Source organism: Actinomyces graevenitzii C83, from assembly GCF_000239695.1.
Lineage (GTDB): Bacteria > Actinomycetota > Actinomycetes > Actinomycetales > Actinomycetaceae > Actinomyces > Actinomyces graevenitzii.
Map to the genome: position 1 here is coordinate 345,804 of NZ_JH470338.1, position 25,381 is coordinate 371,184.

Genomic DNA, 25,381 nt, shown 5'->3' on the forward strand with positions numbered 1-25,381 from the left:
CCGTATGACTAAAACAAATAATTTCTCTGCCGGCAATCCCTTAGTTTCGAGCGAGGCTGCACCCAGCCGGGACTCTAGCGCACAGGCGCGCGACATCATTGACCGAGTGCTATCACGCTCGGGCACCGCCCTAGCCTCCACAGCAGCTCAACACGAACGCGGCGAAAAAAACGACGCCGGTGCGCTAGAGCGTGCCGAACGTGCCGCCCTAACCCGCGTGGCTGGACTATCAACCGAGCTAGAAGACGTAAGCGAAGTTGAATACCGCCAAATCCGCCTCGAAAAAGTAGTGCTAATCGGCATCTACAGCACCAACGCCCAAGAAGCCGAATACTCTCTACGTGAGCTAGCCGCGCTAGCTGAAACCGCCGGCTCCCAGGTACTCGACGCCCTCCTACAACGACGCGACACCCCCGACCCAGCCACCTACCTAGGCTCAGGTAAAGCCAAAGAGCTAGCCCAAATCGTGGCCGACACCGGGGCAGACACTGTAATCGCTGACGGCGACCTAGCCCCCTCACAGCGGCGCGCCCTAGAAGACGTAGTCAAAGTTAAGGTAGTAGACCGCACCGCCTTGATCCTAGACATTTTCGCCCAACACGCTAAAAGCCGTGAAGGTAAAGCCCAAGTAGAACTAGCCCAGCTTGAATACCTCCTGCCGCGCCTACGCGGTTGGGGTGAATCCATGTCACGCCAGGCCGGTGGGCGCGTAGCCGCAGGTCAAGGTATCGGTTCACGCGGCCCAGGGGAAACCAAAATCGAGCTAGACCGCCGCCGCATCCGCGACCGCATGGCCAAACTACGCCGCGAAATCAAAGCCATGGCCCCCGCGCGCGAAACCAAACGCGGCTCACGCCAACGCGGCGCTATCGCCTCAGTGGCTATTGCCGGCTACACCAACGCCGGTAAATCCTCACTGCTAAACGCCATCACCGGCGCCCAAATCATGGTGCAAGATGCCCTGTTTGCCACCCTAGATCCCACCGTGCGCCGCGCCAGCACCCCAGATGGGCGGGTCTACACCCTCACCGACACGGTAGGTTTCGTACGCAACCTACCCCACGAACTAATCGAAGCCTTCCGCTCCACCCTAGAAGAAGTCGCCCAAGCTGACCTGATCCTACATGTGGTAGACGCCGCCCACCCCGACCCGGTAGGCCAAATCAGTGCCGTACGCCAAGTCCTAGCTGACATCGACGGCGTCGAAAACATCCCCGAACTAGTCGTCTTCAACAAAGCCGACCTGGCCGACCCGGTAGACCTGGTGGGGCTACGCACCCGCGAACCCAACTCGGTAGTAGTCTCGGCCTACACCGGCAAAGGCATTGAACAGCTAGTAGAGCGCATCGCCCAGCTACTGCCACGCCCCGAAGTAATGGTGGACCTGATCCTGCCCTACTCACGCGGAGACCTACTAGCGCGAGTACACGAAGACGGCGACATTGAAATCCTCGAATATGTAGAAACCGGCACCCACCTACGCGCTCGCGTGCACCCTGGCCTGGCCTCTGCGCTTAAACAAGCAGCCCTAGCTGGTAGCGGTACACGTGGGGCTGACCGGGGCGGCGTCGAACCAAACTAATGAAAAAACCAGACAGTGTCCAAAGCTCTAGTAAGCTAGCTCGCACTAGCCTGGCTGCCCTAGAAAAAGCAGTCGAAAAGCTTGGCGGCACCCCGCGTGCTGGCCAAGAGCTGATGGCTCAAACCGTGGCGGAAATAGCCGATGAGGGTGGACACCTGCTAGTGCAGGCAGGTACCGGCACCGGCAAAAGTTTGGGTTATCTGATCCCGGCCATGGTCTATGCGGTGCAAAACGAGCAGGTGGCGGTAGTTTCCACGGCTACCTTGGCGCTGCAGCGCCAAATCGTCACCAAAGATGCGCCCTTAGCAGCTGAGGTAGTTGAGCAGGTAACCGGTAAACAACCCACCGTGGCCCTACTTAAAGGCTGGCAAAACTACCTGTGCGTCCATAAGGTTAACGGCGGCTACCCAAGCGACGATGATCTATTTGCCGCCGCAGGCCTTAATATGCGCCGCAAACGTAAAGGTGAAGAAAGCTTAGGTGACCAGGTTCTGCGTCTAAATGAGTGGGCTAGCCTCACCCAAAGTGGGGACCGCGATGATCTGATCCCGGGAGTTAGTGACCGGGCCTGGGCGCAAGTGTCTCTAGACCGTACCGCCTGCCTGGGTAAAACCTGCCCAGTCTATGAGCAGTGTTTTGCTTACGCTGCCCGTGAGCAAGCCGCTCAAGCAGATATTGTGGTCACCAACCACACCATGCTGGGGGTGGCCGCCGCTGGCAACACTGGCTTGATCCCCCCACACCAGCTGCTAGTTGTTGATGAAGCCCATGAACTGGCCTCACGCGTACGCAGTCAAGGCGCCATCACGCTATCAGCCACCTCCATCAACCAAGCCGCTAAAGCTGCCCGCCGTTGCCAAGTAATTGCCACAGAGCTAGAGACCGCCGCCAAAACCCTGCAGGAGGCCTTAGAAAACCTTCCGCAGGGGCGCCTGGCCGCGCTGACCCCCAGCTTGCAAGACGCCCTAATCTTGCTAGATGCAGCGGTGCGTCAAGCTCTCGAAGACCTCAAAGACGGCAAAAAACCAGGCGAAGCTCCCAGCCCTGAACTAGTGCTAGCTAAAAGCGAGCTAACTAAAATCAATGAGGCGCTCTCGCGGCTGCTATCAAATTCGATTGCTAGCGCCAAAGACGTACTCTGGTGTGAACAAACCACCAGCTCTAAAGACCCAGTAAGGCTGCGTCTAGCGCCTATCGAGGTGGCCTCCACCATGGCCAACACCCTGATTGAAGACCACAGTGTCATTATGACCAGCGCTACCCTCACTTTGGGCGGATCGTTTAACGCTATGGCTAATGAGGTGGGTTTAAGCTTTGCCGGTGGCTGGGACCAGCTAGATGTGGGTTCCCCGTTTAACTACTCTAAACAGGGCATTCTTTATGTGGCCGCGCACCTGCCAAAACCCACCCAGGGCATTTCTCCGGCCGCACTGGAAGAAATGTGCCAATTGGCGCAGGCTGCAAATGGGGGCATGCTGGGCTTATTTTCTTCGCGCCAAGCCACCCAGGAAGCCGCCAAATATTTACGTGAACACACTGATTTGCCGGTGCTTGTGCAAGGAGAAGAGCAGCTACCCACTTTGGTGGAAGAATTTAAGGCCGATGAAAATGCCTGCCTGCTGGGGACTTTGAGCCTATGGCAGGGGGTGGATGTGCCCGGACAAACCTGCCGTTTGGTGGTGATTGACCGTATTCCTTTCCCGCGTCCGGATGACCCGCTAGCTCAGGCACGCATCCAGGCGGTGCAAGATGGGGGCGGTAATGGCTTCATGCAGGTTAGTGCCAACCATGCAGCGCTGTTATTGGCGCAGGCTGCCGGCAGGTTGATTCGCTCCAGTAGTGATAGGGGAGTGGTGGCAGTGCTGGACTCACGTCTGCGTACGGCCCGCTACGGGAGTTATCTAATTAAATCGATGCCAGATTTTTGGCGCACTACCGACTCGCAGCTGGTTCATGCTGCTTTGGAGCGTTTGGCGGTCTAACGTCCTATTAGGCTTCACTTACTGCAGCTATTTGATCTGTCAAAGTCCTAAGAAATAATTAGGAATTTGTTTTAGGGGCTTAGCAAGAGACGATTTACGCTTTAGGCTTGTACTTGTCAGGTACAAGGGATACCTTGTCAGACCGAATTCAGCTTTATTTAGGAGTTCACCGTGTCAGACACCATTACCAACGCAGCACAGGGTGGCTACCCTACCGCGCAGGGTCGCCCCTCTAAGGTTGCCATTATCGGCGCCGGTGCAGTTGGTTCCACTCTTGCCTACGCTTGTGTCAACAAGGGTGTTGCCCGCGAAATCGTTTTGCAGGACATTGCTAAGGAAAAGGTAGAGGCTGAGGCGATGGACATCGCCCAGGGTATTCAGTTCACCTCTGCTGGCTCCGTTTCCGGTAGCGACGACCCGGAGATCTGCCGTGGCGCTGACGTAATCGCCATCACCGCTGGTGCCAAGCAGAAGCCCGGCCAGAGCCGTATTGAGCTAGCCGGCGCTACCGTGGGCATCATGGAGAAGATTCTGCCCAAGCTGGTCGAGGTTGCTCCTAACGCTATCTTCGTGCTGGTTGCCAACCCGGTTGACGTAGTTACCTACTGCGCCAAGAAGATCACCGGCCTACCCGAGAACCAGATCTTCGGTTCCGGTACCGTACTGGACACCGCCCGTATGCGTTACCTGGTCTCCCTGGAGACCGGCACCGCCGTACAGAACATCCACGGCTACATCGCTGGTGAGCACGGTGACTCTGAGGTGGCTCTGTGGTCGAGCGCCCAGATTGGTGGCGTGCCGCTAACCCAGTGGGGCCCCACCCTTGACGGTGGTCACTTCGACCAGGAGAAGCGTGAGCGCATTGCTTACGACGTAGTGCGCAGCGCCTACCGCATCATCGAGGGTAAGGGCGTTACCAACTACGCTGTGGGTCTGGCTGTACAGCGCATCATCTCCGCCGTCCTCAACGACGAGCAGCGCGTACTGACCATTTCCCCGCTGCTGGAGCAGTGGCACGGCATCTCCGACGTGTGCATGTCCGTTCCCACCATCGTGGGCCGCGAGGGCGCTGGCCGTCGTCTGGACCTGCCGCTGACCGTGGAAGAGCGCGACAAGCTGACCGAGTCTGCAGACCGTCTGCGCTCTGTGGCTCGCTCGCTGGGCTACTGATCTAAATAGCTGATCACTTAAAAAGGCTGGCGCCCGCTTGAGGCGTCAGCCTTTTTGTTTGTGCCGGTTTGCGTTGTACTGGCTTGCTTTGTGGCGCGCTAGCGTTGGTTGTAGCGTTTTTTAACGACGACGCAGCTAAGGCTTTTGCTGACGACGGCGCCGCTAGCTGAGAGAGCTGTTGCACTGGTCCCTGCTAAGGCGCCAGCTACTTAGAGTGAGCGCAATACCGTTACCACTTTGCCCATAATCATGGCCTGGTCGCCGTCAATGGGGGCATAGGCGTTATTGCGTGGCAGTAGCCACTGGTGCCCATCGCGGCGTGAAAGTACCTTGACGGTGGCGGTTGGGCCCTCGTCTAGGTTCAAAAGCGCGGCCACAATATCGCCATTATTGGCGTCAGGCTGGGCGCGCACCACCACCCAGTCGCCGTCACAAATGGCGGCGTCGATCATGGAGTCACCTTGTACCTTGAGCATAAATAAATCTCCAGAGCCGGTTAAAGCCCGAGGGATTTCGTAGTATTCCTCCAAATGCTCCTGAGCCAAAATGGGACTACCGGCAGCGATTTGTCCCACCAGGGGGACGCTGACGGTTTCGGTTTGGCCTGCGTGCATATGCACCACATTGCCAATGGCGTGTTCAGAGGTGTCGTGGCCCGTGTCCAGGGCAACCACTTCAATAGCTCGCGGGCGGTTAGGGTCGCGGCGCAGCAGCCCTAAACGCTCAAGCTTGTCCATCTGGTGCTTTACTGATGAGGGGCTGGTTAGCCCCACTCCAGCCCCAATCTCCCTAAGCGAAGGGGGATAGCCCTTGGTGCTAACTGCTTCCCGGATAAAGTCGTATACGGCTTGGGCTCGCTTATCTAGGTTTTTGTAGATCAGGCGCTTGCTGTCCATCGAGTTTTCCTTGCAAATAAAGGCGTTTGCAAAAACTGACAGTTTCCGCGTGGCCAAGGTGTGGTGTGCTGGTGTTAGTCCCTAAGACTTGCCCTAATTGTAAAACATTTGTTCGACAAATGTTGGACTTGAAGGAAAGTATGCGCTAGGCTATCGAACAGACGTTCGAAAACGAGTTGACCTTGCTTTGGTTCCCCCCTTAACAGAAAGGCTAGGCAATGAACGCGCACCAGCTACCGGCATCCGTGCCTGCTAAAACTACTACTCGCCCCAAGTTATGCCTGGTAGATAGCCAATATCTCGAGCAGCTAGCTAGCCAAGAGCGCCGTTGGGATCAGCCCCATGCGGTTAAAAGTGTGTCGGTTAAAAATGTTGCGGTTAAACGAGCCGCTAGTGCCCGCCCGGCCAATCGAGCCGGTGCTAAAGATCGCGTTAGGGGTGGCGCCGCTGCCTCTAACGTAGCTAGGTGCGCCGTAGCATCTAGCCGCCCGGCCGTTAGTGGCCATGCTGGAACGGGGAAGTCCAGTGTGGCCGCTAACGTAAGGGTAGGGGCTAATGTGGCCCGTCTAGTGGGCTGGATTGAGAAGCTAAATACGGCTTTGGTGATGTTGGCGGTATTTATTGGCGTTATTGGCTGCGCGGTTATTGGGGTAAGTGCCTTAAGTAACAGCCAATCTATCTGCACTGCAGATCTAGTGAGCGCTAGTCAAAATAACCTGCCTTATTGCCCCTAGATGCTCGCCTATAAACCTTAAGCAAAAATCTTTAGCTGCCCCTAGCTGGGCTGGTTGGCGCGCTTGCCGGGACTAATTTTGCTAAGTAAAAAAGGGGTTGCTAAGGCTAGGCCTTAACGCTTAGTGTCTAGGGATAGGAATATTTACTATTCAAGGACGCTCGCTTTGCATTGCCCTTTTTGTCGCCACACGGATTCTCGCGTTGTAGATTCACGAACCGCTGAAGATGGCAGCTCGATTCGACGTCGTCGTGAGTGCCCCAACTGCGGGCGCCGCTTCACCACGCTCGAAAGCTGCTCACTATCAGTGCGCAAACGCTCGGGGGTAATTGAGCCCTTTAGTCGCGACAAAGTAATTTTCGGGGTGCGCCGCGCCTGCCAAGGACGCCCAGTAACTGACGATCAACTAAGCCTGCTAGCTCAGAAAGTAGAAGAAAATATCCGCAACAGTGGCCAAGCCATAGTTAACTCACACCAGGTGGGTCTAGCTATTTTGGATCCTTTGCGGGAGCTAGACGAAGTAGCCTACCTGCGCTTTGCCTCAGTGTATTCATCCTTTAACTCAATCGATGACTTCGCCAAGGCTATTGAGGAGCTACGTAAGCGTAAGCAGACAGATTGAAACTAGCAGGCAAGGCCCCAACTGGGCTAGTTGGAACTGGGCTAGTTGGCTTTAGCGGGCTCAAACTAGGGTTAGCTGGGCTAATTTAATTAGCTCAGGGTTAAGGCTTGCTCTAGACGCTCCACCAGATGCGGCCAGGTCCACTGCTGTTGCATATAGCTACGTCCAGCAGCGCCCATACGTTCGCGCAGCTGGGGGGAGCTAAGTAGCTCCACTATGCGGTTAGTTAACGCGTCTTCATCGCGTCCGCCCACCACATAGCCGGTTTCGCCTTCAATAACAGTTTCGGGGGCGCCGCCGCTGTCTCCCGCAATTACCGGCTTTGAGCAGGCTGAAGCCTCCAGATAGACAATGCCTAGCCCTTCAACATCTAGTCCACCCCAGCGGGTGCGGCAGGGCATGGCGAATACATCGGCCATGTCTACGTGTGCGCTTAGCTCCTCATAGGGGATCTGGCCGGTTAGCGTAATGGCCTGGCAGGCGCTAGAGCGCTGGCGGGCTTTAGCTAGATCCTGGGCGTAGGGGCCTTTACCCACAATTACTAGTCGCGCCTGGGGTACGGCGGCCACAACCCTTGGCCACACCTTAATCAAAGTATCTTGACCCTTGCGTGGCACTAGGCGCGAAATACACACCACCGTTGGGCTTTGCCCGAGCCGGTAACGCTGACGCAGCATAGGGGTTAGCTTATTGCCCGGCTCAAAACGAGTCGGGTCAATGCCGCTAGGTAGCTGCACTAGCTGGTTGTGAGAGGCCAGGTGTGGGCGCAGACGCTCAAGGGTGTAGTTTGAAATGTAGGTGACCACATCACTGTGCTTAAAAATAGTGCGCAGTGCCCGGCGGGCGCCGGGGATTTTACCCCAACCGATCTCGTGGCCATGGGTGGTGGCAACTACGCGTTTAGCCCCGGCTTCTTTAGCGGCTTTAGCCATTAAACCTAGCGGCGCAGCCGCCCCAAACCAGACAATGTCAATGTTTTCGCTTTTAATTAGCTCCTGCATGCGCCGGCGCACCTTGGCAGTTGGCAGCAGCATGGTGGTATCTACCCGCACTACCTTATAGGGCAAGGTGGCGTCATATTCTTTAGCTACCTGCATGCCTTCAGGGGGAGTGGAGGCTAGTACTACCAGTGAGGTTGGATCTAGACGTTTGGTGTAGTCATCTAGATAAGACTGGATACCACCCACTACCGGCGGGAAATCGTTAGTTACCAGTAAAGTGCGGTTCACGGCTGCCTCCAGTTTTAGTGGGCTTCAGTCTTAGTGGGCTTCGCTGTTTGCTAGCAGCTCAGATAGGTGACGTGCCGCAGCGATCACGGCAGCCCCGTGCAGGGCTCCGGGCTGGCGCCCCATGCGCTCGATGGGGCCGGAGATAGAAATAGCGGCCACCACGCGCCCGCCGGCCCCGCGCACCGGAGCGGAGACTGAAGCTACCCCAGGTTCACGTTCGCCAACGGACTGAGCCCAGCCGCGCCGTCGTACCACTGAAAGCACTGTGGCATTAAAGCGAGCATTTTGCAGGCCCCGGTGCAAGCGCTCGGGTTCTTCCCAAGCCAGCAGCACCTGGGCGGCTGAGCCAGCCAGCATTGATAGGGCTGCCCCCACCGGGATTGAGTCACGCAGCCCAATGGGGCGCTCGGCGTTGGCTACACATACACGCATATCTCCCTGGCGGCGATAAAGCTGGGCGGATTCATGGGTTTTGTCGCGCAGGGCGTTTAGGACCGGGCCGGCTAAGGCTAGTAGGCGGTCTTCACCGGCAGCCCCGGCCAGCTCAGAAATACGTGGGCCTAGTGTGAAGCGAGAGTGGGCATCGCGGCTAACTAACCGGTGGTGCTCTAGTGCAACTGCAATTCTGTGCGCAGTGGGGCGAGCTAAGTGTGTGATGCTAACTAGCTGCGCTAGAGTGGCAGGGCCGGATTCTAGCGCGGATAAGACCAATGCGGCCTTGTCGATAACGCCGACGCCGCTGGGGGATTCAACCGGTCCACTGTCCATGGTCCGATATTGCCATTTCGGTATATAAGACGCAAACTTTTTGGAGATTTTCCCCAAAAAGGGTGAGCCAATTGCCAATCGCGCCGTGAGCAAATCCAATAGCGGGTTTAAGGGCAGTTGCGGCTATTGTTAACCTTTGGATATTAGGTAGCAAGAAAAGGGGACAACCAGTGGATGGACTACTGCGAGTAGAAGGCGGTAAGCCGCTACGCGGACAGATCAACGTGCGCGGAGCTAAAAACCTAGTGCCTAAAGCCATGGTGGCCGCGCTTTTAGGTGACACCCCCTCAGTTATTAGCAACGTTCCCCACATTCGTGATGTTGAGGTGGTCTCCGGGCTGCTGCGAGTACACGGGGCCACCGTGGACTTTGACGCCAAAGCGGGTGTGCTCAGCATTGACCCCAGTGCTATTGAGACTGCCTCTAGCGCCTCAATTAACGCTCACGCCGGCTCTTCGCGTATCCCGATTTTGTTCTGTGGTCCGCTGCTGCACCGTCTAGGTCGAGCCACCATTCCGGACCTGGGAGGCTGCCACATTGGTGACCGCCCGGTTAACTTCCACCTAGAGATCTTGCGTCGCTTTGGGGCTAAGGTGGACCGCACCGACGGCGCCCTACACCTAACCACTAATGGTCGCCGCCTGCAGGGCACCACCATTGACCTGCCTTACCCCAGCGTGGGGGCCACCGAGCAGACCCTGCTGACCGCTGTGCGTGCCGAAGGTAAAACCGTGCTCACCGGGGCTGCGGTTGAGCCGGAAATCATTGACCTAATCGACGTGCTACAGAAGATGGGCGCAATCATCTCTGTAGACACTGACCGCACCATCACCATTGAAGGCGTGGACGCCCTTGAAGGCTTTAACCACCGCGCTATTCCCGACCGTATTGAAGCGGGTTCTTGGGCTTGCGCTGCGCTAACCACCGGCGGTGACATCACCGTGCTGGGTGCGCGCCAAACCGCCATGAGTGCCTTCTTGAACGTATTTCGTAAGGTTGGCGGCGCCTTTGAAGTTAAAGAAGAAGGCATCCGCTTCTACCACCCCGGCGGTGAGCTGCACTCCATGGCTATGGAAACTAATGTGCACCCCGGTTTCATGACTGACTGGCAGCAGCCCCTGGTAGTGGCCCTAACCCAGGCCAAAGGCTTGTCTATCGTGCACGAAACTGTTTACGAAAACCGTCTAGGTTTCACTAACGCCCTAAACCAGATGGGTGCCAACATTCAGCTATACCGCGAGTGCCTAACCGGCGCTGAATGCCGTTTCGGGGCCCGCAACTACTACCACTCGGCAGTTATCGCCGGCCCCACCCCGCTGCACGGCAGCGACATTGTGGTGCCCGACCTGCGTGGTGGCTTCTCCTACCTGATTGCGGCCCTGGCTGCTGAAGGTATCAGCCACGTTAAAGGTATTAACCTTATTGACCGTGGCTACGCTGACTTCATGGACAAGCTCTACGCCCTAGACGCTCAAGTCCAGCGCCTAGAGTAGCCCTTGCTTTTGGGTGAAACTGGCGCCTGCCTGGGGCTAAAACCACCTCAGCTGGGGGTTAGGGCTTAACCCAAGCAAAACCTAAAGGCGGCCGTGTGTTAACTATCAGTGACGCACGGCCGTTACAATGGGGGAGGTTTAGCAGCACGCGCAGAATAGGCTTAGACGTGACTCGTAAATTTACCCCCTTCTACCGCTTCGCAGCGCGCGGAGTGCTGATTCCATTTCTGAAACTGGTTTCACGTCAGCATGTGGAAGGTTTAGAGAATCTACCTAAAGATGGTGGCTTCATTGTGGTGGCCAACCACCTAACCGATCTAGATTCGCTAACCGCTATGCGTACCCTAGTGGACGCTGATATTCCGGTGTATTCGCTAGCTAAAGCCAGTCTGTTTAAAGTTCCGGTGGTGGGCCAGGTGCTAGCTGCCGGCGGGCAGATCCCGGTTCAGCGCGGCACTGCGCATGCTACTGATGCCCTAGCTGAAGCCGCTAAGCGTCTACAAGAAGGCTCCTGCGTCATTATTTTCCCTGAAGGTACCCTTAGCCGTGACCCGCTTAAGTGGCCTATGGTTGGCAAAACCGGGGCGGCGCGCCTAGCTATGCAGTCGGGTGTGCCCGTGATTCCTATGGGCCAGTGGGGTGCCCACTTTATTTTGGACACCTACTCGCACCGCCTAAAGCTAGGTAAGCGTAAAGATGTGCGGGTAAAGATCGGCCCGGCCCTGGATTTAAGCCAGTATGGTAGCGACATTGAAGACCGCCAGAAGGTACGTGAGTGTACCGCTGCGATCATGTCGGCAATTACCCGCCTGGTTGAGGATCTGCGTGGTGAAAAGGCTCCGCGCCCCTACGACATGCACTACGACGGCGACCCGGGTAAGGGCAAAATCGGTGTGCGTAAGCCTGACCCGCAAAACTAGCTAGCAGCCCATCACAGATGGGCGCCTAAAACAGTCGTCAACAGAAGAGAATTTGGCCGCCCGGCCAGCTTTATGAGGAAAACTAATGAGTGAAGTAAAAACTCGTGTCGCAGTAGTTTTTGGTGGCCGCAGTGGTGAGCACGGTATTTCTTGTGCCACCGCCGCCGGCGTACTAGGCGCCATCGACCGTGAACGTTTCGACGTCGTACCCGTGGGCATTACCCGCGAGGGCAAGTGGGCGCTGGTAGAAGACAACCCCCAGGCCCTAGAACTACACGACAACCAGGAAGCCGAAATCACCCTAGGTGGTCTAGGGGTGCAGGAAGTAAGCCTAGAGTACGGCGGTGAACTGGTAGCCCGTAACGCAGACGGCACCTCAAGTTCGCTAGGCAAAATTGATGTGGTATTCCCGCTGCTGCACGGGCCTTACGGTGAAGACGGCACCATCCAGGGAATGCTGGAGATGCTAAACGTGCGCTATGTGGGTTGCGGCGTAACCGCCTCAGCTGCCGGCATGGACAAGCACGTCACCAAAGTTTTGCTAGCCGACGCCGGCATTGAGGTAGCCCCCTATGAGCTAGTGACCCCGCTGCGTTGGCGCCACGAACGCGAGCAGCTAGTCAACGCCTGCCGCCAGCTGAGCTTGCCCCTGTTCGTAAAGCCCGCCCGCGCCGGCTCCTCCCTAGGTATCAGCAAGGTAGATGACTTTAGCCAGCTAGAGCAGGCCATTGAGGCCGCCGCTAAGGTTGACCCCAAGGTGCTGGTAGAAAGCGGCATTAAAGCTCGCGAAGTTGAATGCGCAGTGCTAGGTGGCCGCTACGGTGAAGCCCCGCGCGTAGCCCCGCCCGGTGAGGTAGTCATGGACGCTAACCAGGGCGCCGGCGAGTTCTACGACTTCGAAACCAAATACCTGGCCCACGACGCCGTACAGATGGTGTGCCCGGCCCAAATTCCCGACGCCGCCCGCGACCTGATCCGCGCCACCGCCGCCAAAGCCTTCACCGCCCTAGACTGCGAAGGCCTAACTCGCGTGGACTTCTTCCTAACCGAGGACGGGCGAGCAATCGTCAACGAAGTAAACACCATGCCGGGCTTTACCCCCTTCTCCATGTACCCCTACATGTGGCAGGTAGCCGGGGTGGACTACACCAGCTTGGTAAGTGAGCTGATCGACCTAGCCTTGGCCCGTCCGCTAAACGTAAACCGCTAAGCCAGCAAGGAAGGGCTACCCATGGCTACGCTCACAGTAGGACAGCTCAGCGAAGCTGAACTACTCAAAGTTATTAACACTGAACTGTCTAAAGCACAGGGCAGTGTAGATAGCTTTGACGTGCTGGTGGGTAGCGGCGATGACTGCGCAGTGCTAACCACCTCAGATGGACGCTACTGCGTATCAACCGATGTGTTAGTGCAAGGCCACCACTTTCGCACCAGCTGGTCAAGCGCCGAGCAAATCGGCGCACGCGCAGCCGCCCAAAACCTAGCTGACATCGCCGCCATGGGGGCCCGCCCCAGCGCCGTCGTAGTGGGCTTAGCTATGCCTACTACGACGCCGCTACCCTGGCTAGAAGGATTCACCCGAGGACTAGGGCTCACCTGCGCCCAAGCCGGAGCCCAAGTAGTAGGCGGCGACCTATCAGGCGGGCAAAACATTTGCGTAAGCGTATGCGTCCACGGAGATTTAGGCGGACGCGACCCCGTGCTACGCACCGGCGCCAAACCAGGCGACGTACTAGTACACGCCGGTAAACTAGGCCACTCAGCAGCCGGCCTGGAACTACTTCAACGCTGCCCAGACTTCGGCACAGTACGCCAACGCGAAGACATGGAACGCATCTTTTGGCGCATGGACGGACACACCCGTATCAGCCAAGAACTGCTAAGCAGCGCCTTTGAATGCCTAACCGCCTTCCGCGCCCCCCAATGCCCACTCGAATACGGGCCCCTACTAGCACAATGCGGCGCCCACGCCATGATGGACGTCTCAGACTCCCTACTACGCGACGCCACCCGCATCGCCAAAGCCAGCGCCGTCGCCATAGACATAGACGACCCCCTAGAAACAGACGCCTTCACAGGCGACGTAGCCGCCCTACGCCCACTAGCAAAATTCCTAGGCGACTTCAGCCTAGTGCGCAAATGGATCCTAAGCGGGGGAGAAGACCACGGCCTACTAGCCACCCTAGCCGCAGCCGACCAACCCAAACTCAAAGGCCACCCACAAGCACGCCCAATCGGACGAATCCTACCAGCAGACGGCCTAGAGGCAGGCACCGTACTAGTAGCCGGCCAACCCACAAACCTACCCCTAGGCTGGGACCACTTCGGCAACTAACCAGCCCGCTAACACAAAAGCAGGCCTCAAACACAAAACGCGGAAACGAGCCAGCCATAAGCCGGGTTCTGTTACCGCCCACCGTTACCGGCCAGGCGGCGGCGACCATCCATCTTGGACCAGCGTTACCACTGGCCTCACGCGATCTACCCGCGAACTTGGGCGGGCAGCCCTCAAACGTCCGCTGTGCGATCTTGCTCCCAGTGGGGTTTACCATGCCAACCCAGTCACCTGGGCTGCGGTGAGCTCTTACCTCACCCTTTCACCCTTACCAACGGCCTAAACCAAAGGCGGTTTACTTTCTGTGGCACTTTCCCGCAGGTCACCCCGGGTGGCCGTTAGCCACCACCGCGCCCTAAGGAGCCCGGACTTTCCTCGATCCACAAACGTGGTACCGCGGCCGCCCGGCTGGCTCGTCCGCCCTATGCACTATACCCGTACAATGCCCATATGCGTATATTGCTGCCACCATCTGCCGGCAAAACCACCAAAAAATCAACCAACCACTTACAACTAGAAAAACTCTGGCAAGCAGAACACCTAACCCAAACCCGAGGCCAACTAATAAACGACGTACAAAACACCGCCCTACTGGCAGACGCCGCACAAATCTTTAAACTCGGCCCCAAAAACGCCCACGAAATCAGCCAAAACCTAGAAATCTATGACGCCCCGGCGCTCGCGGCTTGGCAGCTTTATGACGGCGTGCTTTATGAGGCAGCTAAGTTTGCGCAGATTTTTAGCTCCGGCGCGCTCGCCCAGGGCGGCCAGGGTCAGGGTAGCCAGAGCCAGGATGCCCAGCATCAGGGCGGGCAGCATCCGGCAGGTCAGTATCAAGGCGCCCAGTGCCAGGCAGATCAGCCCCAGGGCGGCCAGGGGCAGTTGGAGGAGCTGACACTGGTGTTTTCAGCCCTGTTTGGGCCGGTGCGTTTAACTGACCTAATTACGCCCCACCGCCTAAGCGGCTCAGTGAAGCTGCCGGGCCAGGGCGCTGTGTCCTCAATTTGGAGCAAACCTCTAAAAGAGCTGTTGGCCCAGCAGCTAAGTGGGCATGTGGTTGTGGATCTGCGCTCGGCTGAGTATGGGGCAATGTATCGGCCCTCGCGCGGGGGCGAGTGTCTGACGCTAAATATTGCGGTGGCTAAAGTTAACCCTGCAACCGGTAAACGCTCGGTGGTCTCACATTGGGCTAAGCATACGCGCGGCCTGCTAGCAGGGGCCTTGCTGGAGGCGGTGGCAGCCGGGCAGCTAGCTGCTAATGAGGGCGATGTGGATGAGATTTTGCAGGTGGCCGCTGGCCTGGAGGGGGTTAAAGAGGTGGAAATAACCCCGCTAGATGCACGTGGGCAGGCCAAAGTGACTTTGGTGCTCTAATAAGTGCCGGTTTGAATATGTATTTTTGGTAAAAACACGGTAGTATGTCGCTCGTGACTTAAACCGTCACAAAGTGCCCCCGTGGTGGAATTGGTATACACAACGCACTTAAAATGCGTCGCTTTATGCTTGCGGGTTCGAGTCCCGCCAGGGGCACTAGGCTGTGATGAAGGCAGCCTGCGCCCCCGTAGCTCAGTGGTTAGAGCAGCGAGCTTATACCTCGTCCGTGCCTGATAAGCACATGGTCGTGGGTTCGAATCCCACCGGGGGTACCGTTAATGGATAAAATTCTCCAGCTTCGTTTCGCCTTTAGTGTGGAGCTTGGTTTTAAATTGTTTTTTAGCGGGAATTGAGTGCCGGTTGGGGCAGTGATTGGCTGCGCACAGGGCCCTGATCCAGTTAGGCTTGTGCCATGGTACGTCTAGCACAGGTGACCGACTTTTTACAGGAGCTAGCTCCACTGGATTTGGCGCAAAGCTGGGATTCAAACGGGCTTATTTGCGGTGACCCTGATGAAGAGGTTAAACGCATTTTGCTTGCGGTTGATCCAGTGGAAGAGGTGGTTGATGAGGCGATAGAAAAAGGCGCCCAGTTAGTGATCACCCACCACCCGCTGTTTTTGCGTGGTACTAACACGGTGGCTGCCAGTAACTTTAAAGGCCGCGTGGTTCATCGCCTTATTCGCGCTGGGGTTGGGCTTTATAACTGCCACACTAATCTCGACGCCGCCGCTGACGGGGTGGCTAAGGCCCTGGCTGACGTGGTGGGTTTGGTAGACACCCGGCCTTTAGAAGCCGACGCCGCCCGCCCCGAGCTAGGTATTGGTCGCGTGGGGCGCCTAGAGCAGCCAATGAGCCTGCAAGATTTTGCCTACCAGGTTGCCGCCGCTTTACCCGATAGCGCCCCGGGCCTGCTAGTTGGGGGAGACCTGCAAGCGCAGGTAGTTAAAGTAGCGGTTAGTGGTGGGGCGGGAGACTCTCTGCTACAGGCGGCGCGTGAGGCGGGCGTGGATGTTTTCCTTACCGCCGATCTGCGTCACCACCCGGCCAGTGAGCATTTGCAGGCGGGTAAACCCTACCTGCTAAACGCCACCCACTGGGCTAGTGAATGGGTGGGCCTGCCGCCTCTAGCTAGGGCGCTACAGCAGTGGTCCACTCAAAATGGCCATGATTTACAAGTTGAGGTTTCACAGTTAGTAACCGACCCCTGGAACGCACGTATTTCCACCAAGAATTAATTTAAGGAACGATCAATGACTAGTGCCCCTTTAAGTCAGCAGCGTCAGCTGCTAGAGCTGCAAGATCTAGACAACCAGCTTTCACGTCTAGCGGCTAAGCGCCGTAACCTGCCGGTGCTAGGCGAAATTGAAAACGCGGTTAAAGAGCTTAAAGAAAACAAGCGTCTGCAGGTTTTAGCCCAGGCTGAGGCTGGTGCAGCTAAACAGGTTTTAAAGCGTGCCGACGACGACGTTGAGCAGGCCAACAACCGTGCCAAGGTACTGCGTAAGCGTCTGCATTCAGGCACTGTAAGCGCCCGCGATTTGGGGGCCCTACAAGGTGAACTAGACCAGCTCGGTAAGCGCCTGAGCGTACTGGAAACTAAGCAGCTTCAGGCCCTGGAAACCTATGAGGACTTAAGCGGCAAATATAACGAACTACAGGTGCGCGAAGGCGAAATCCGTGCCTTTGGCCGTGAGTTAACCGCCAAACGTGACAGCGAATTTGCGCGCATTGACAGCGAAACTAGCCAGGTTACCCAGCGTCGCGAACAGCTGGCTGCCTCACTGTCACAAAGCCTGGTACAGATCTATGAGCGGGCCCGTAAAGCCACTGGCGGGCTAGGCGTGGTTGGACTATACGGGGCCCGCAGTGAACCTGCCATTGAAATTAGCCCCCAGGAACTGTCAGCCATTCGCGCCGCTGAACGTGACGCAGTGATTATTTCGGAAGAAACCGAAGCCATCATTGTGCGTATGGATGACTGACTCCAGCGCTAATAAAACTGACGCCAGGGCTATTAAGACTATTTTTGGCGCCGCAGCGCCAAAAATAACCCAGTTTGAACGTGGTTTCGCGGCTAGCATCTAGCCGCGAAACCACGTTTGTTTTTACTCGTCTGCTGCGGCTAGGGCTGCCGCGCCAGCAATACCGGCGCCGTTAAATAGCACGGCGGGCACGATAGGAGTGCGTAGCTTGAGCAGCGGCAAGAACTTGTCGTGCTTGCGCGAAACACCGCCGCCCACCACGAAGATGCTGGGGCTAAAGAGCATCTCTACAGTCTCGTAGTAGCGCTGTAGTCGCTCAGACCATTCAGGCCAGTCCAGCTTCTCGAGGGTACGGATCGAGGCGGCAGCGCGCTTTTCGGCGTCGTAGCCATCAATTTCTAGGTGACCTAGCTCGCTGCAAGGAATCAGTACTCCGTTGTAGATCAGGGCCGAACCAATACCGGTACCTAGGGTGGTGGCAATAACTAGGCCTTTAACTCCACGGGCGGCGCCGTAACGGGCTTCGGCGTAACCGGCGGCGTCGGCGTCGTTAATGACGGTGACGTGGCGGCCCATAATGTCACGCATGATTTCGTTGGCGTCTACCCCGGTCCAGGACTGGTCCAGGTTAGCCATGAAGGGAATGTGACCGTTGTTTACCGGGGCCGGGATGGCCACGCCCACGGGCACCTCAGAGTCGAGGTTAAAAGTGGTGGCAATCTCGGCGCACACCTGCGCCACAGCCTGCGGAGTGGAAGGTGAGGGGGTGTCGATGCGTACACGCTCGGCCAGCAGCTGACCCGTCTCTAGGTCTACCGGGGCACCCTTGATACCCGAACCGCCGACGTCAATACCTAACGCAATTTTGGTGCTCACGAAGCTACTCCTGAAGATAGAAAAACGTGTCAGTGAGACACAGCATACTCTGGCTTAGTTTAGCTCACAATTGCTTATAAAAATTAACCCCACCAGTCTATTTAAAACTGATGGGGTCAATACGTATGGAAAAGAAAAGTTAGGGCAGGGTAAGGATGTCGGCCCCGTCTTCAGTTACCACTAGGGTGTGTTCAAATTGGGCGGTGCGTGAGCGGTCCTTGGTGACCACAGTCCAGCCGTCATCCCACTGCTCCCACTCGATGGTGCCCAAGGTGAGCATGGGTTCAATGGTGAAAACCATGCCCACTTCCATCACGGTGTCATATAGGGGAGCGGAGTCGTAGTGGGGGATGATCAGGCCTGAGTGGAAGGCTTCACCTACGCCGTGACCGGTGTAGTCGCGTACCACCCCGTAATCGAAACGCTTGGCGTAGGACTCGATTACGCGGCCTAGCACGTTGACTTCACGCCCCGGGCGCACTGCTTTAATGGCGCGCATCATGGAGTTGCGGGTGCGCTCAATTAGTAGGGCGCTTTCCTCATCGATCTGGCCTACGCCGTAGGTGGCGTTGGTGTCTCCGTGGACACCGTCAATGTAGGCGGTCACATCCAGGTTAATGATGTCGCCTTCGTTTAGGACGGTGGAGTCGGGGATACCGTGGCAGATCACCTCGTTAATTGAGGTGCAAATGGATTTGGGGAAACCCATGTAGCCCAGGCAGGAGGGGTAGGCGCCATGGTCGCACAGGTACTCGTGGGCGATTTTGTCCAGCGCGTCAGTGGTTACCCCGGGGGCGATGGCAGCGGCGGCGGCCTCCATGGCCTGGGCGGCGATGCGCCCGGCGTGGCGAATCTTTTCTACCGTTTCGGGGGTTTTAATGTCTGAAGCGGTAACTACCTCGGGGCCCGAGTGGAACATGTACTCGGGGCGGTCAATGTGGGCTGGTACTGCGCGTTTAGGGCTGAGTGTGCCCGGCTTTAGGGTTCCGCGCGGGGCGCGATCTGCAAGCGACATAAGTTAATCCTTTTAAGTGGTTACTTGGCGAACCAGTGGTCGGCGTCGGGGAAAGCCCCGCTACGTACGGCTTGGCCGTAGCTGGCGGCGGCTTTTTCTAGCTGCGCGCCGACTTCACCGAAGCGGGCGGCAAAACGCGGGGTCCATTGGGTCATGCCAGCCATGTCAGTCCACACCAGTACTTGGCCATCTACCTGGGCCCCGGCACCAATACCAATGGTGGGGATAGACAGCATCTGGGTTACTTCGGCGGCTAGGGGTTCGGGCACCATTTCTAGCACTAGGGCGACGGCGCCGGCTTCCTGGAGGGCCCTAGCGTCAGCTAGTAGTTGCTCGCCAGCTTCGCCGCGTCCTTGCACGCGGTAGCCGCCCAGCAGGTTAACTGACTGGGGGGTGAAACCCAGGTGGCCTACCACCGGGATACCCGCTTCAGTTAGGGCCTTTACCGACTTAGCGCGGGTGGCGCCGCCTTCTAGCTTGACTGCTTGGGCGCCGGCTTTAAGTAGACGCACGCCGGTGGCTAGCGCCTGGCTGGGGCCAGACTCGTAGGTGCCGAAGGGGAAATCAGCTACCACCATGGCGCGGGTGGTGGCACTGGCGACGGCGCGGGTAGCTACCGCCATTTCGTCCAGGGTTACCTCCAGGGTGTTTTCACGCCCCAGCATGGTATTTCCAATTGAATCGCCTACCAGCAGTAGGTCTGTGCCGGCGGCGTCGAGAATACGGGCGGTGACGGCGTCGTAGGCGGTGAGCATAACTAGTTTCTCGCCGCGCTGCTTAGCCTGGGCTAGATGGTGGACGCGTAAACGCTGGACCTTAGTTGATTTCTCCGAATAGGTGGACATATACCGGATTCTACGCTGGCTAGGAGCTAAGTCTTAGGCTTGTAAAGCTAATGGGGGGCTAAGGTTGTTTGAGGTTGGCCATATTACAGCGCCGTTACCTGCCGCCGGGCACAATAGTCATAGCAACCATGCATAGCCGCCCAGCGGCCTACCATCCCAACCAGCTGAAAGATATCCCATGGACAAGCAGCAAGAGTACGTCCTGCGAGCAATTGAAGAACGCGATATCCGTTTTGTGCGCCTGTGGTTCACGGATGTGCGAGGCCAGCTCAAGTCTGTGGCTATCGCCCCAGCTGAGGTAGAGGGGGCCTTTGAGGAAGGTATCGGTTTTGACGGCTCAGCGGTAGAAGGCTTAACCCGCGTCTATGAGTCAGACATGCTGCTGGCTCCAGACCCCTCAACTTTCCTGGTGCTGCCCACCTACCTGGGGCGCGACGAGGGCGTGGCGCGCATGTTCTGTGACGTGCTCACCCCTGACGGCCAGGTGGCCCGCACCGATCCGCGCGCCGTGCTTGAGCGTCAGCTAGAGCGGGTAGCTAACGCTGGTTTCACCTGCTACGTACACCCTGAAATTGAGTTCTACCTGGTTAAACGTAATGCTGATGGGCAGATTGTGCCCAGCGATAGGGCTGGTTTCTTTGACCACGTGGCTGGCGGCACCGCCCACGATTTCCGCCGCCGCGCCATTGAAGTACTAGAGCAGATGGGTATCTCAGTGGAGTTCTCCCACCACGAGGGGGGACCTGGCCAAAACGAGATTGATCTGCGTTTTGCTGACGCCCTATCCATGGCCGACAACATCATGACTTTCCGCGCCGTGGTAGAAGAAATCGCTTTGGAAGAAGGCTATATTGCTACCTTCATGCCTAAGCCTTTCAAAGACCAGCCCGGCTCAGGTATGCACACCCACTTTTCACTATTTGAAGGTGAACGCAACGCTTTCTTTGACCCGGCAGGTGAATACCAGCTTTCTGCCGTGGGGCGCTCCTTCGTGGCCGGGCTGCTGCGTCACGCCAGTGAAATTACCGCTGTCACCAACCAGCACGTCAACTCCTACAAGCGCCTATGGGGAGAAGACGAAGCCCCCTCATATATTTCCTGGGGCCAAACCAACCGCTCTTCACTTGTGCGCGTACCCACCCACAAGCCGGGCAAGGCCCAGTCAGCGCGCATTGAATACCGCGCCCTTGATTCAGCCGCCAACCCTTACCTGGCTTTCGCGGTGATCTTGGCCGCCGGCATGAAAGGTATTGAAGAGGGCTATGAGCTGCCCGCCGAAGCCAATAACGACGTGTGGGCGCTAAGCGAAGTTGAACGCCGCGCCCTAGGTATCCAGGCCCTACCCACCTCACTTAAGAGCGCAGTAGCCCAAATGGCTAACTCTGACGTGGTGGCAGACACCCTGGGGGAGGATGCGTTCGCGTTCTTTATGCGTGACAAAGAAAGTGAATGGCGCGCCTATGACCGCGAAATCACTAACTTTGAACTAAACCAGTTCATCACCCAGTTCTAACAGGGGACCTAGATGCTCTCTAGCCGTGAGCAAAACGCAGCTGGCCAGGCCCCTAGCCGGGCAGATTTAGCCCGGGCAGGTTTCATCAACACCACCCGGGCCCAACGCCTCCTAGCAGAGACGGTTTTAACCCCACTGCTACAAGCCATACCAGTGGGCCAGCTGCTTAGCGACCTATCTGACAGCCCCGACCCTGACCAGGCCACCTTAGCCCTAGTACGCCTATGCGAAGCTAGTCCAAGACCAGAGCAGCTAGCCCAAGACCTAAAACACAGTCCACGTCTGCGCCGTCGGCTACTGGCACTACTAGGTGCCTCCAGCGCCCTAGGGGACTTCCTAATCGCCCACCCAGAGTCGGTGACCTACCTCGACCAAGAATTTAACGCCGAAAAAGTCGCCGCCACCATGACCAGCCGGGTTAAAAGCGCCCTAGAAGCCGGTAACATCCCCGACGCCGTACATGCCCTGCGCCTGGGCTACTACCAGGCCCTATGCACCATAGCGGCAGGCGACCTAACCCACCCCCAGCCTCTGCAATACATGCCCCAGGTGGGGCTGCAACTATCCCAACTAGCAGACGCCGCCGTCGCCGCCGCCCTACCAATCGCCTACCGTAAAGCCGGGGCAAGCGACCAGCTAGCCTTCTGCGTCATAGCCATGGGTAAAACCGGCGCCCGCGAACTAAACTACATCTCCGACGTCGACGTCATGTACGTAGTAGGCGGAGCGCTAGACGAAACCCAAGCCACCGCCTTAGGTAGCGCCGTGGCCAGCGCACTAACCGACATAATCAGCGGAGTAGGCACCCTAGCCCCACTATGGCCCCTAGACGCCGCACTACGCCCAGAAGGCAAAGACGGCGTACTAGTACGCTCCATCGACTCCTACCGCTCCTACTACACCAAATGGGCCCAATCCTGGGAATTCCAGGCCCTACTCAAAGCCCGCCCCATGGCCGGCGACATGAACCTAGGCCAACAATTCATAGACCTAACCGCCCCCTTAGTGTGGCAAGCCTCCGCCCGCGAAAACTTCGTTAGCGACGCCCAAGCCATGCGCCGCAGAGTAGAAAAAGAATCAGCCAAAACCCGCGACGACCGCCGCATCAAACTCGGCCCCGGGGGACTGCGCGACGTAGAATTCACCGTCCAACTACTCCAACTAGTACACGGCCGTAGCGACACCCACCTACGCTCAGCCGCCACCCTAGAAGCCCTAAACGAACTAATCGACGGTGGCTACATCGGCCGCAGCGCCGGCCAGGCCATGTCACGCTGCTACCGCTTCGAACGCCTAATCGAACACCGCGCCCAACTTTCACGCCTACGACGCACCCACGACCTACCCAAAAAAGAAGCCAACCTAAGACGCATCGCCCGCTCAATTAGCACCGACCTAGAAGGCAAAAACCTCACCAACGCCACCGAACTAGAAAAAGCCTTCAACCGCACCCGCCGCCAAGTACGCACCCTACACGAAGAAATCTTCTACCGGCCCCTACTATCAGCCACCGCCTCACTATCAGAGGCAGAAATGCGCCTAAGCCCCCAAGCCGCCCGCGAACGCCTAGCCGCCTTCGGCTACCGCGACCCAGACGGGGCCATGCGCCAAATCGAAGCCCTCACCGAAGGACTCTCACGACGCGCCGCCATCCTACGCCAACTACTACCAGTGATGATCGGCTGGATGGGCATGGGCGCCGACCCCGACCAAGGCCTACTATCCTTCCGCCGCCTCTCCGACGCCATCGGCTCCTCCCACTGGTTCATGGGCATGCTCCGAGACTCACGCCTAGTAGCCAAACGCCTCAGCTACATCTGCTCCGGTTCACGCTGGACCAGCGACCGCCTCAGCGAAACCCCCCAAGCAGTCTCCTGGCTCGACGACGACGCCGACCTACAAATGCGCCCACGCGAAGTCCTAGCCGGAGAAGTAGCCTCACTACTACGCCGACGCCTGTTAGGAATGCACAGCGAAAACTACGAACAAGTAGCCACCGAAGCCATCAGCGCCCTACTAGCAATCCGCAGCCGCGAACAACTACGCAGCGCCATGGCCGACACCCTAGACGGAGTAGACCCCCTACGCGGCGCAGCAGCCCTATCACAAGTAACCGAAGTAGTCCTCGACGGCGCCATGCGAGTAGCCCACGCCGTCGCCATCGCCCAAACCCAAGGCCCCCAAGCACTCGAAAAAGGCGTAGACGAAGCAGGCCACCTACTAGCCGCACACGCCGAACACGCCCTAATCGCCATGGGACGCCTAGGCGGAGCAGAACTATCCTACGCCTCAGACACAGACGTACTATTCGTACACCGCCCCCGCCCAGGCGCAACCACCACCCAAGCCCAAACCGAAGCCGACCAGCTAGCACGCTGGCTAATCAGCGCCCTCAAAACAGACGCAATGCACGCCCTAGTGCTAGACGCCGACCTACGCCCAGAAGGACGCAACGGCGCCCTATCACGCTCCCTAGACGCCTACCGAGAATACTACGAACGCTGGGGCCAAGTATGGGAACGCCAAGCCCTAATAAGAGCCAGATACATAGCCGGCTCACACACCGTAGGACAACTATTCACCGAACTAATCGCCCCCCTACGCTACTCAACTAAAGGCCTAAACACAGACGAACTACGCCAAGTACGCCACCTCAAAGCCCGCATGGAAACCGAACGCCTACCACGCGGCACCAACCCAAGACGCCACCTAAAACTAGGCCCCGGCGGACTAAGCGACGTGGAATGGGCCGTACAACTACTACAACTACGCCACGCCCACACCCACCCAGAACTACAAACCACCTCAACCCTACAAGCCCTACAAGCAGCCAACCAAGCCCAACTAATCAACCAAACAGACACCCAAACCCTACGCCAAGCCTGGCTAGCCGCCTCACGCCTACGCAGCGCCAACGTACTAGCCACCGGACGCACCAGCGGCTACCGCCTCGAACTACTACCCAACACAGCCCTCGACCTACGCATGGTCGCACGCCTGCTCTACTACCCAGCCGGCCAAGACGCCCAAGTAGAAGAAGACTACCTACGAGCCGCCCGCCACGCCCGCACAGTAGTAGAAAAACTACTATTCGCCGCCTAAAAAACCAGGCCAAACACCACCAAACACAAACCACACTCCAACCACCTAACACACCAGCCAAACCAACTGACACAATAGGCCAAATGCAACTAATCCTAATTCGCCACGGACAAACCGAAGCCAACCTCCTACGCGCCCTAGACACCGCCATCCCCGGCGCCCCCCTAACCGAAACCGGCCAAGCCCAAGCACAATCACTACCCCAACGCGTCACCCCACTACTACGCGGACAAACAAGCCTATGGGTCTCACCCATCCTACGCACCCGCCAAACCATCGCCCCCCTAGAAAAAGCCCTAGGACTACAAGCCAACATACGCCACGGCCTACGCGAAGTAATCGCCGGCGAACTAGAAATGCGCAACGACGACGACAGCGTAGGCTGCTACATCGACACCACCCGCGCCTGGATGACCGGACGCATGCGCAGCCGCATGCCCGCAGGACAATCCGGCGTAGAAACATTCCAACGCTTCGAAGCCGTAGTACGCGAAGCCGCCGCCTCCACCCCCCAAGACGGCACCATAATCATCACCGCCCACGGCACCATCCTGCGCCTATTCGGCTGCGTAGGCACACGCGGAGCAGACCCAAACTGGCTCTGCAACCAACCCATCGCCAACACCGGCATCTGCATCGCCCAAGGTAACCTACTACAAGGCTGGGACCTAAAAGTATGGAACAACGGCCAATGGGTAGCAGACGACTACCACGGCCCAATCCCCACCGGCTACGAAGGCGCCACCAGCTCACTAGCCAACTAAACCACCAACCCACTGACGCCAACCCCAAAAACTAACGCCCCCACCAAGCGCCCACAACAGCCCTCGTAAAGCACTCGCGGCAAACAAACCAGCCACCACAAAACCGCGCTCGCGGACAGTAGAAATGAGTGGTGGCCAGCGTCTAAAGACGCTGGCCACCAACCGTTAAACCTGGTTT

At 57.7% G+C, this 25,381-nt stretch carries 21 protein-coding genes, 2 tRNA genes and 1 other RNA gene; 17 read left to right on the forward strand and 7 right to left on the reverse strand.

Annotation, left to right across the window (positions count from 1 at the left end):
- Positions 1-4: 4 nt before the first annotated feature.
- The 3 genes from hflX (at position 5) to HMPREF0045_RS01570 (ending at position 4,734) form a co-directional block, all read left to right on the forward strand.
- The gene (gene hflX, locus HMPREF0045_RS01560; RefSeq protein ID WP_005984845.1) at positions 5-1,582 is read left to right on the forward strand and encodes a GTPase HflX; all 1,578 of its coding nucleotides are present in this window, start codon (positions 5-7) and stop codon (positions 1,580-1,582) included.
- On the forward strand, positions 1,582-3,564 hold the full coding sequence (locus tag HMPREF0045_RS01565; RefSeq protein WP_005984847.1) for an ATP-dependent DNA helicase: 1,983 nt from the start codon (positions 1,582-1,584) through the stop codon (positions 3,562-3,564). The genes hflX and HMPREF0045_RS01565 overlap by 1 nt, the downstream gene beginning before the upstream one ends.
- Before the next feature lie 171 nt (positions 3,565-3,735).
- Positions 3,736-4,734, forward strand: coding sequence for an L-lactate dehydrogenase (locus HMPREF0045_RS01570; protein ID WP_005984850.1), 999 nt, complete (start codon positions 3,736-3,738; stop codon positions 4,732-4,734).
- Between the two features lie 209 nt (positions 4,735-4,943).
- On the opposite strand, the gene lexA is transcribed toward HMPREF0045_RS01570, so the two are convergent.
- Entirely contained in the window at positions 4,944-5,630 is a 687-nt protein-coding gene (gene lexA, locus HMPREF0045_RS01575) for a transcriptional repressor LexA (protein ID WP_005984852.1), read from the reverse strand.
- Between the two features lie 218 nt (positions 5,631-5,848).
- Here lexA and HMPREF0045_RS01580 point away from each other — a divergent pair, with 218 nt between their 5' ends.
- Both HMPREF0045_RS01580 and nrdR read left to right on the forward strand, forming a co-directional pair.
- Positions 5,849-6,364, forward strand: coding sequence for a hypothetical protein (locus HMPREF0045_RS01580; RefSeq protein ID WP_005984854.1), 516 nt, complete (start codon positions 5,849-5,851; stop codon positions 6,362-6,364).
- A gap of 123 nt (positions 6,365-6,487) precedes the next feature.
- Positions 6,488-6,985 (forward strand): transcriptional regulator NrdR, encoded by a 498-nt coding sequence (gene nrdR / locus HMPREF0045_RS01585; protein WP_462138028.1) that lies wholly within the window; start codon positions 6,488-6,490, stop codon positions 6,983-6,985.
- Between the two features lie 89 nt (positions 6,986-7,074).
- Here the strand turns inward: nrdR and HMPREF0045_RS01590 are convergent, their stop codons facing one another.
- Together HMPREF0045_RS01590 and HMPREF0045_RS01595 are read right to left on the reverse strand one after the other, a co-directional pair.
- A complete protein-coding gene (locus HMPREF0045_RS01590; protein WP_005984858.1) occupies positions 7,075-8,214 on the reverse strand; it encodes a glycosyltransferase family 4 protein in 1,140 nt (379 codons plus the stop codon).
- A gap of 30 nt (positions 8,215-8,244) precedes the next feature.
- Positions 8,245-8,982 carry an IclR family transcriptional regulator gene (locus HMPREF0045_RS01595; RefSeq protein WP_005984860.1) on the reverse strand — a complete coding sequence of 246 codons (738 nt, stop codon included), beginning with the start codon at positions 8,980-8,982 and terminating at the stop codon, positions 8,245-8,247.
- A 170-nt stretch (positions 8,983-9,152) separates the two neighbouring features.
- Between HMPREF0045_RS01595 and murA the strand changes: the two genes are divergently transcribed.
- From murA to thiL, 4 genes are all read left to right on the forward strand, one after another.
- Complete coding sequence (gene murA / locus HMPREF0045_RS01600; protein ID WP_005984862.1) at positions 9,153-10,475, forward strand: UDP-N-acetylglucosamine 1-carboxyvinyltransferase; 1,323 nt, start codon at positions 9,153-9,155, stop codon at positions 10,473-10,475.
- 167 nt (positions 10,476-10,642) lie between these two features.
- The gene (locus HMPREF0045_RS01605) at positions 10,643-11,395 is read left to right on the forward strand and encodes a lysophospholipid acyltransferase family protein (protein WP_005984864.1); all 753 of its coding nucleotides are present in this window, start codon (positions 10,643-10,645) and stop codon (positions 11,393-11,395) included.
- Between the two features lie 85 nt (positions 11,396-11,480).
- Positions 11,481-12,605, forward strand: a complete 1,125-nt coding sequence (locus tag HMPREF0045_RS01610) for a D-alanine--D-alanine ligase family protein (RefSeq protein WP_005984866.1) — start codon at positions 11,481-11,483, stop codon at positions 12,603-12,605.
- A gap of 21 nt (positions 12,606-12,626) precedes the next feature.
- Positions 12,627-13,730: a thiamine-phosphate kinase gene (gene thiL / locus HMPREF0045_RS01615; RefSeq protein ID WP_005984868.1), complete on the forward strand. Its 1,104-nt coding sequence runs from the start codon at positions 12,627-12,629 to the stop codon at positions 13,728-13,730.
- Between the two features lie 42 nt (positions 13,731-13,772).
- Here thiL and rnpB read toward each other — a convergent pair.
- An RNA gene (gene rnpB, locus HMPREF0045_RS09785) (RNase P RNA component class A) lies at positions 13,773-14,146 on the reverse strand.
- A gap of 34 nt (positions 14,147-14,180) precedes the next feature.
- Between rnpB and HMPREF0045_RS09490 the strand changes: the two genes are divergently transcribed.
- The 5 genes from HMPREF0045_RS09490 (at position 14,181) to HMPREF0045_RS01645 (ending at position 17,088) form a co-directional block, all read left to right on the forward strand.
- Complete coding sequence (locus HMPREF0045_RS09490) at positions 14,181-15,104, forward strand: YaaA family protein (RefSeq protein ID WP_005984870.1); 924 nt, start codon at positions 14,181-14,183, stop codon at positions 15,102-15,104.
- Between the two features lie 75 nt (positions 15,105-15,179).
- A tRNA-Leu gene (locus tag HMPREF0045_RS01630) sits at positions 15,180-15,260 on the forward strand.
- Positions 15,261-15,285: 25 nt separating this feature from the next.
- Positions 15,286-15,376, forward strand: a tRNA-Ile gene (locus tag HMPREF0045_RS01635).
- Between the two features lie 140 nt (positions 15,377-15,516).
- The gene (locus tag HMPREF0045_RS01640) at positions 15,517-16,341 is read left to right on the forward strand and encodes a Nif3-like dinuclear metal center hexameric protein (protein ID WP_005984873.1); all 825 of its coding nucleotides are present in this window, start codon (positions 15,517-15,519) and stop codon (positions 16,339-16,341) included.
- 15 nt (positions 16,342-16,356) lie between these two features.
- Positions 16,357-17,088 (forward strand): zinc ribbon domain-containing protein, encoded by a 732-nt coding sequence (locus HMPREF0045_RS01645; protein WP_005984875.1) that lies wholly within the window; start codon positions 16,357-16,359, stop codon positions 17,086-17,088.
- A 123-nt stretch (positions 17,089-17,211) separates the two neighbouring features.
- Here the strand turns inward: HMPREF0045_RS01645 and ppgK are convergent, their stop codons facing one another.
- From ppgK to panB, 3 genes are all read right to left on the reverse strand, one after another.
- Complete coding sequence (gene ppgK / locus HMPREF0045_RS01650) at positions 17,212-17,964, reverse strand: polyphosphate--glucose phosphotransferase (protein ID WP_005984877.1); 753 nt, start codon at positions 17,962-17,964, stop codon at positions 17,212-17,214.
- A gap of 139 nt (positions 17,965-18,103) precedes the next feature.
- A complete protein-coding gene (map, locus tag HMPREF0045_RS01655) occupies positions 18,104-18,979 on the reverse strand; it encodes a type I methionyl aminopeptidase (RefSeq protein WP_005984879.1) in 876 nt (291 codons plus the stop codon).
- 20 nt (positions 18,980-18,999) lie between these two features.
- Positions 19,000-19,824 (reverse strand): 3-methyl-2-oxobutanoate hydroxymethyltransferase, encoded by an 825-nt coding sequence (panB, locus tag HMPREF0045_RS01660; RefSeq protein WP_005984881.1) that lies wholly within the window; start codon positions 19,822-19,824, stop codon positions 19,000-19,002.
- Between the two features lie 178 nt (positions 19,825-20,002).
- On the opposite strand from panB, the gene HMPREF0045_RS01665 reads away from it, so the two are divergent.
- The 3 genes from HMPREF0045_RS01665 (at position 20,003) to HMPREF0045_RS01675 (ending at position 25,203) form a co-directional block, all read left to right on the forward strand.
- On the forward strand, positions 20,003-21,337 hold the full coding sequence (locus HMPREF0045_RS01665; protein ID WP_005984882.1) for a glutamine synthetase family protein: 1,335 nt from the start codon (positions 20,003-20,005) through the stop codon (positions 21,335-21,337).
- A 12-nt stretch (positions 21,338-21,349) separates the two neighbouring features.
- On the forward strand, positions 21,350-24,439 hold the full coding sequence (locus HMPREF0045_RS01670; protein WP_005984884.1) for a bifunctional [glutamine synthetase] adenylyltransferase/[glutamine synthetase]-adenylyl-L-tyrosine phosphorylase: 3,090 nt from the start codon (positions 21,350-21,352) through the stop codon (positions 24,437-24,439).
- 83 nt (positions 24,440-24,522) lie between these two features.
- Positions 24,523-25,203 (forward strand): histidine phosphatase family protein, encoded by a 681-nt coding sequence (locus HMPREF0045_RS01675; RefSeq protein ID WP_005984886.1) that lies wholly within the window; start codon positions 24,523-24,525, stop codon positions 25,201-25,203.
- Positions 25,204-25,381: the final 178 nt, after the last annotated feature.

Bases quoted from the DNA above. Each gene is read 5' to 3' on its own strand.
- hflX (WP_005984845.1), top strand. From the start codon at position 5: ATGACTAAAACAAATAATTTCTCTGCCGGCAATCCCTTAGTTTCGAGC.
- HMPREF0045_RS01565 (WP_005984847.1), top strand. From the start codon at position 1,582: ATGAAAAAACCAGACAGTGTCCAAAGCTCTAGTAAGCTAGCTCGCACT.
- lexA (WP_005984852.1), bottom strand. From the start codon at position 5,630: ATGGACAGCAAGCGCCTGATCTACAAAAACCTAGATAAGCGAGCCCAA.
- HMPREF0045_RS01580 (WP_005984854.1), top strand. From the start codon at position 5,849: ATGAACGCGCACCAGCTACCGGCATCCGTGCCTGCTAAAACTACTACT.
- HMPREF0045_RS01595 (WP_005984860.1), bottom strand. From the start codon at position 8,982: ATGGACAGTGGACCGGTTGAATCCCCCAGCGGCGTCGGCGTTATCGAC.
- HMPREF0045_RS01610 (WP_005984866.1), top strand. From the start codon at position 11,481: ATGAGTGAAGTAAAAACTCGTGTCGCAGTAGTTTTTGGTGGCCGCAGT.
- thiL (WP_005984868.1), top strand. From the start codon at position 12,627: ATGGCTACGCTCACAGTAGGACAGCTCAGCGAAGCTGAACTACTCAAA.
- HMPREF0045_RS09490 (WP_005984870.1), top strand. From the start codon at position 14,181: ATGCGTATATTGCTGCCACCATCTGCCGGCAAAACCACCAAAAAATCA.
- HMPREF0045_RS01640 (WP_005984873.1), top strand. From the start codon at position 15,517: ATGGTACGTCTAGCACAGGTGACCGACTTTTTACAGGAGCTAGCTCCA.
- HMPREF0045_RS01645 (WP_005984875.1), top strand. From the start codon at position 16,357: ATGACTAGTGCCCCTTTAAGTCAGCAGCGTCAGCTGCTAGAGCTGCAA.
- map (WP_005984879.1), bottom strand. From the start codon at position 18,979: ATGTCGCTTGCAGATCGCGCCCCGCGCGGAACCCTAAAGCCGGGCACA.
- panB (WP_005984881.1), bottom strand. From the start codon at position 19,824: ATGTCCACCTATTCGGAGAAATCAACTAAGGTCCAGCGTTTACGCGTC.
- HMPREF0045_RS01665 (WP_005984882.1), top strand. From the start codon at position 20,003: ATGGACAAGCAGCAAGAGTACGTCCTGCGAGCAATTGAAGAACGCGAT.
- HMPREF0045_RS01670 (WP_005984884.1), top strand. From the start codon at position 21,350: ATGCTCTCTAGCCGTGAGCAAAACGCAGCTGGCCAGGCCCCTAGCCGG.
- HMPREF0045_RS01675 (WP_005984886.1), top strand. From the start codon at position 24,523: ATGCAACTAATCCTAATTCGCCACGGACAAACCGAAGCCAACCTCCTA.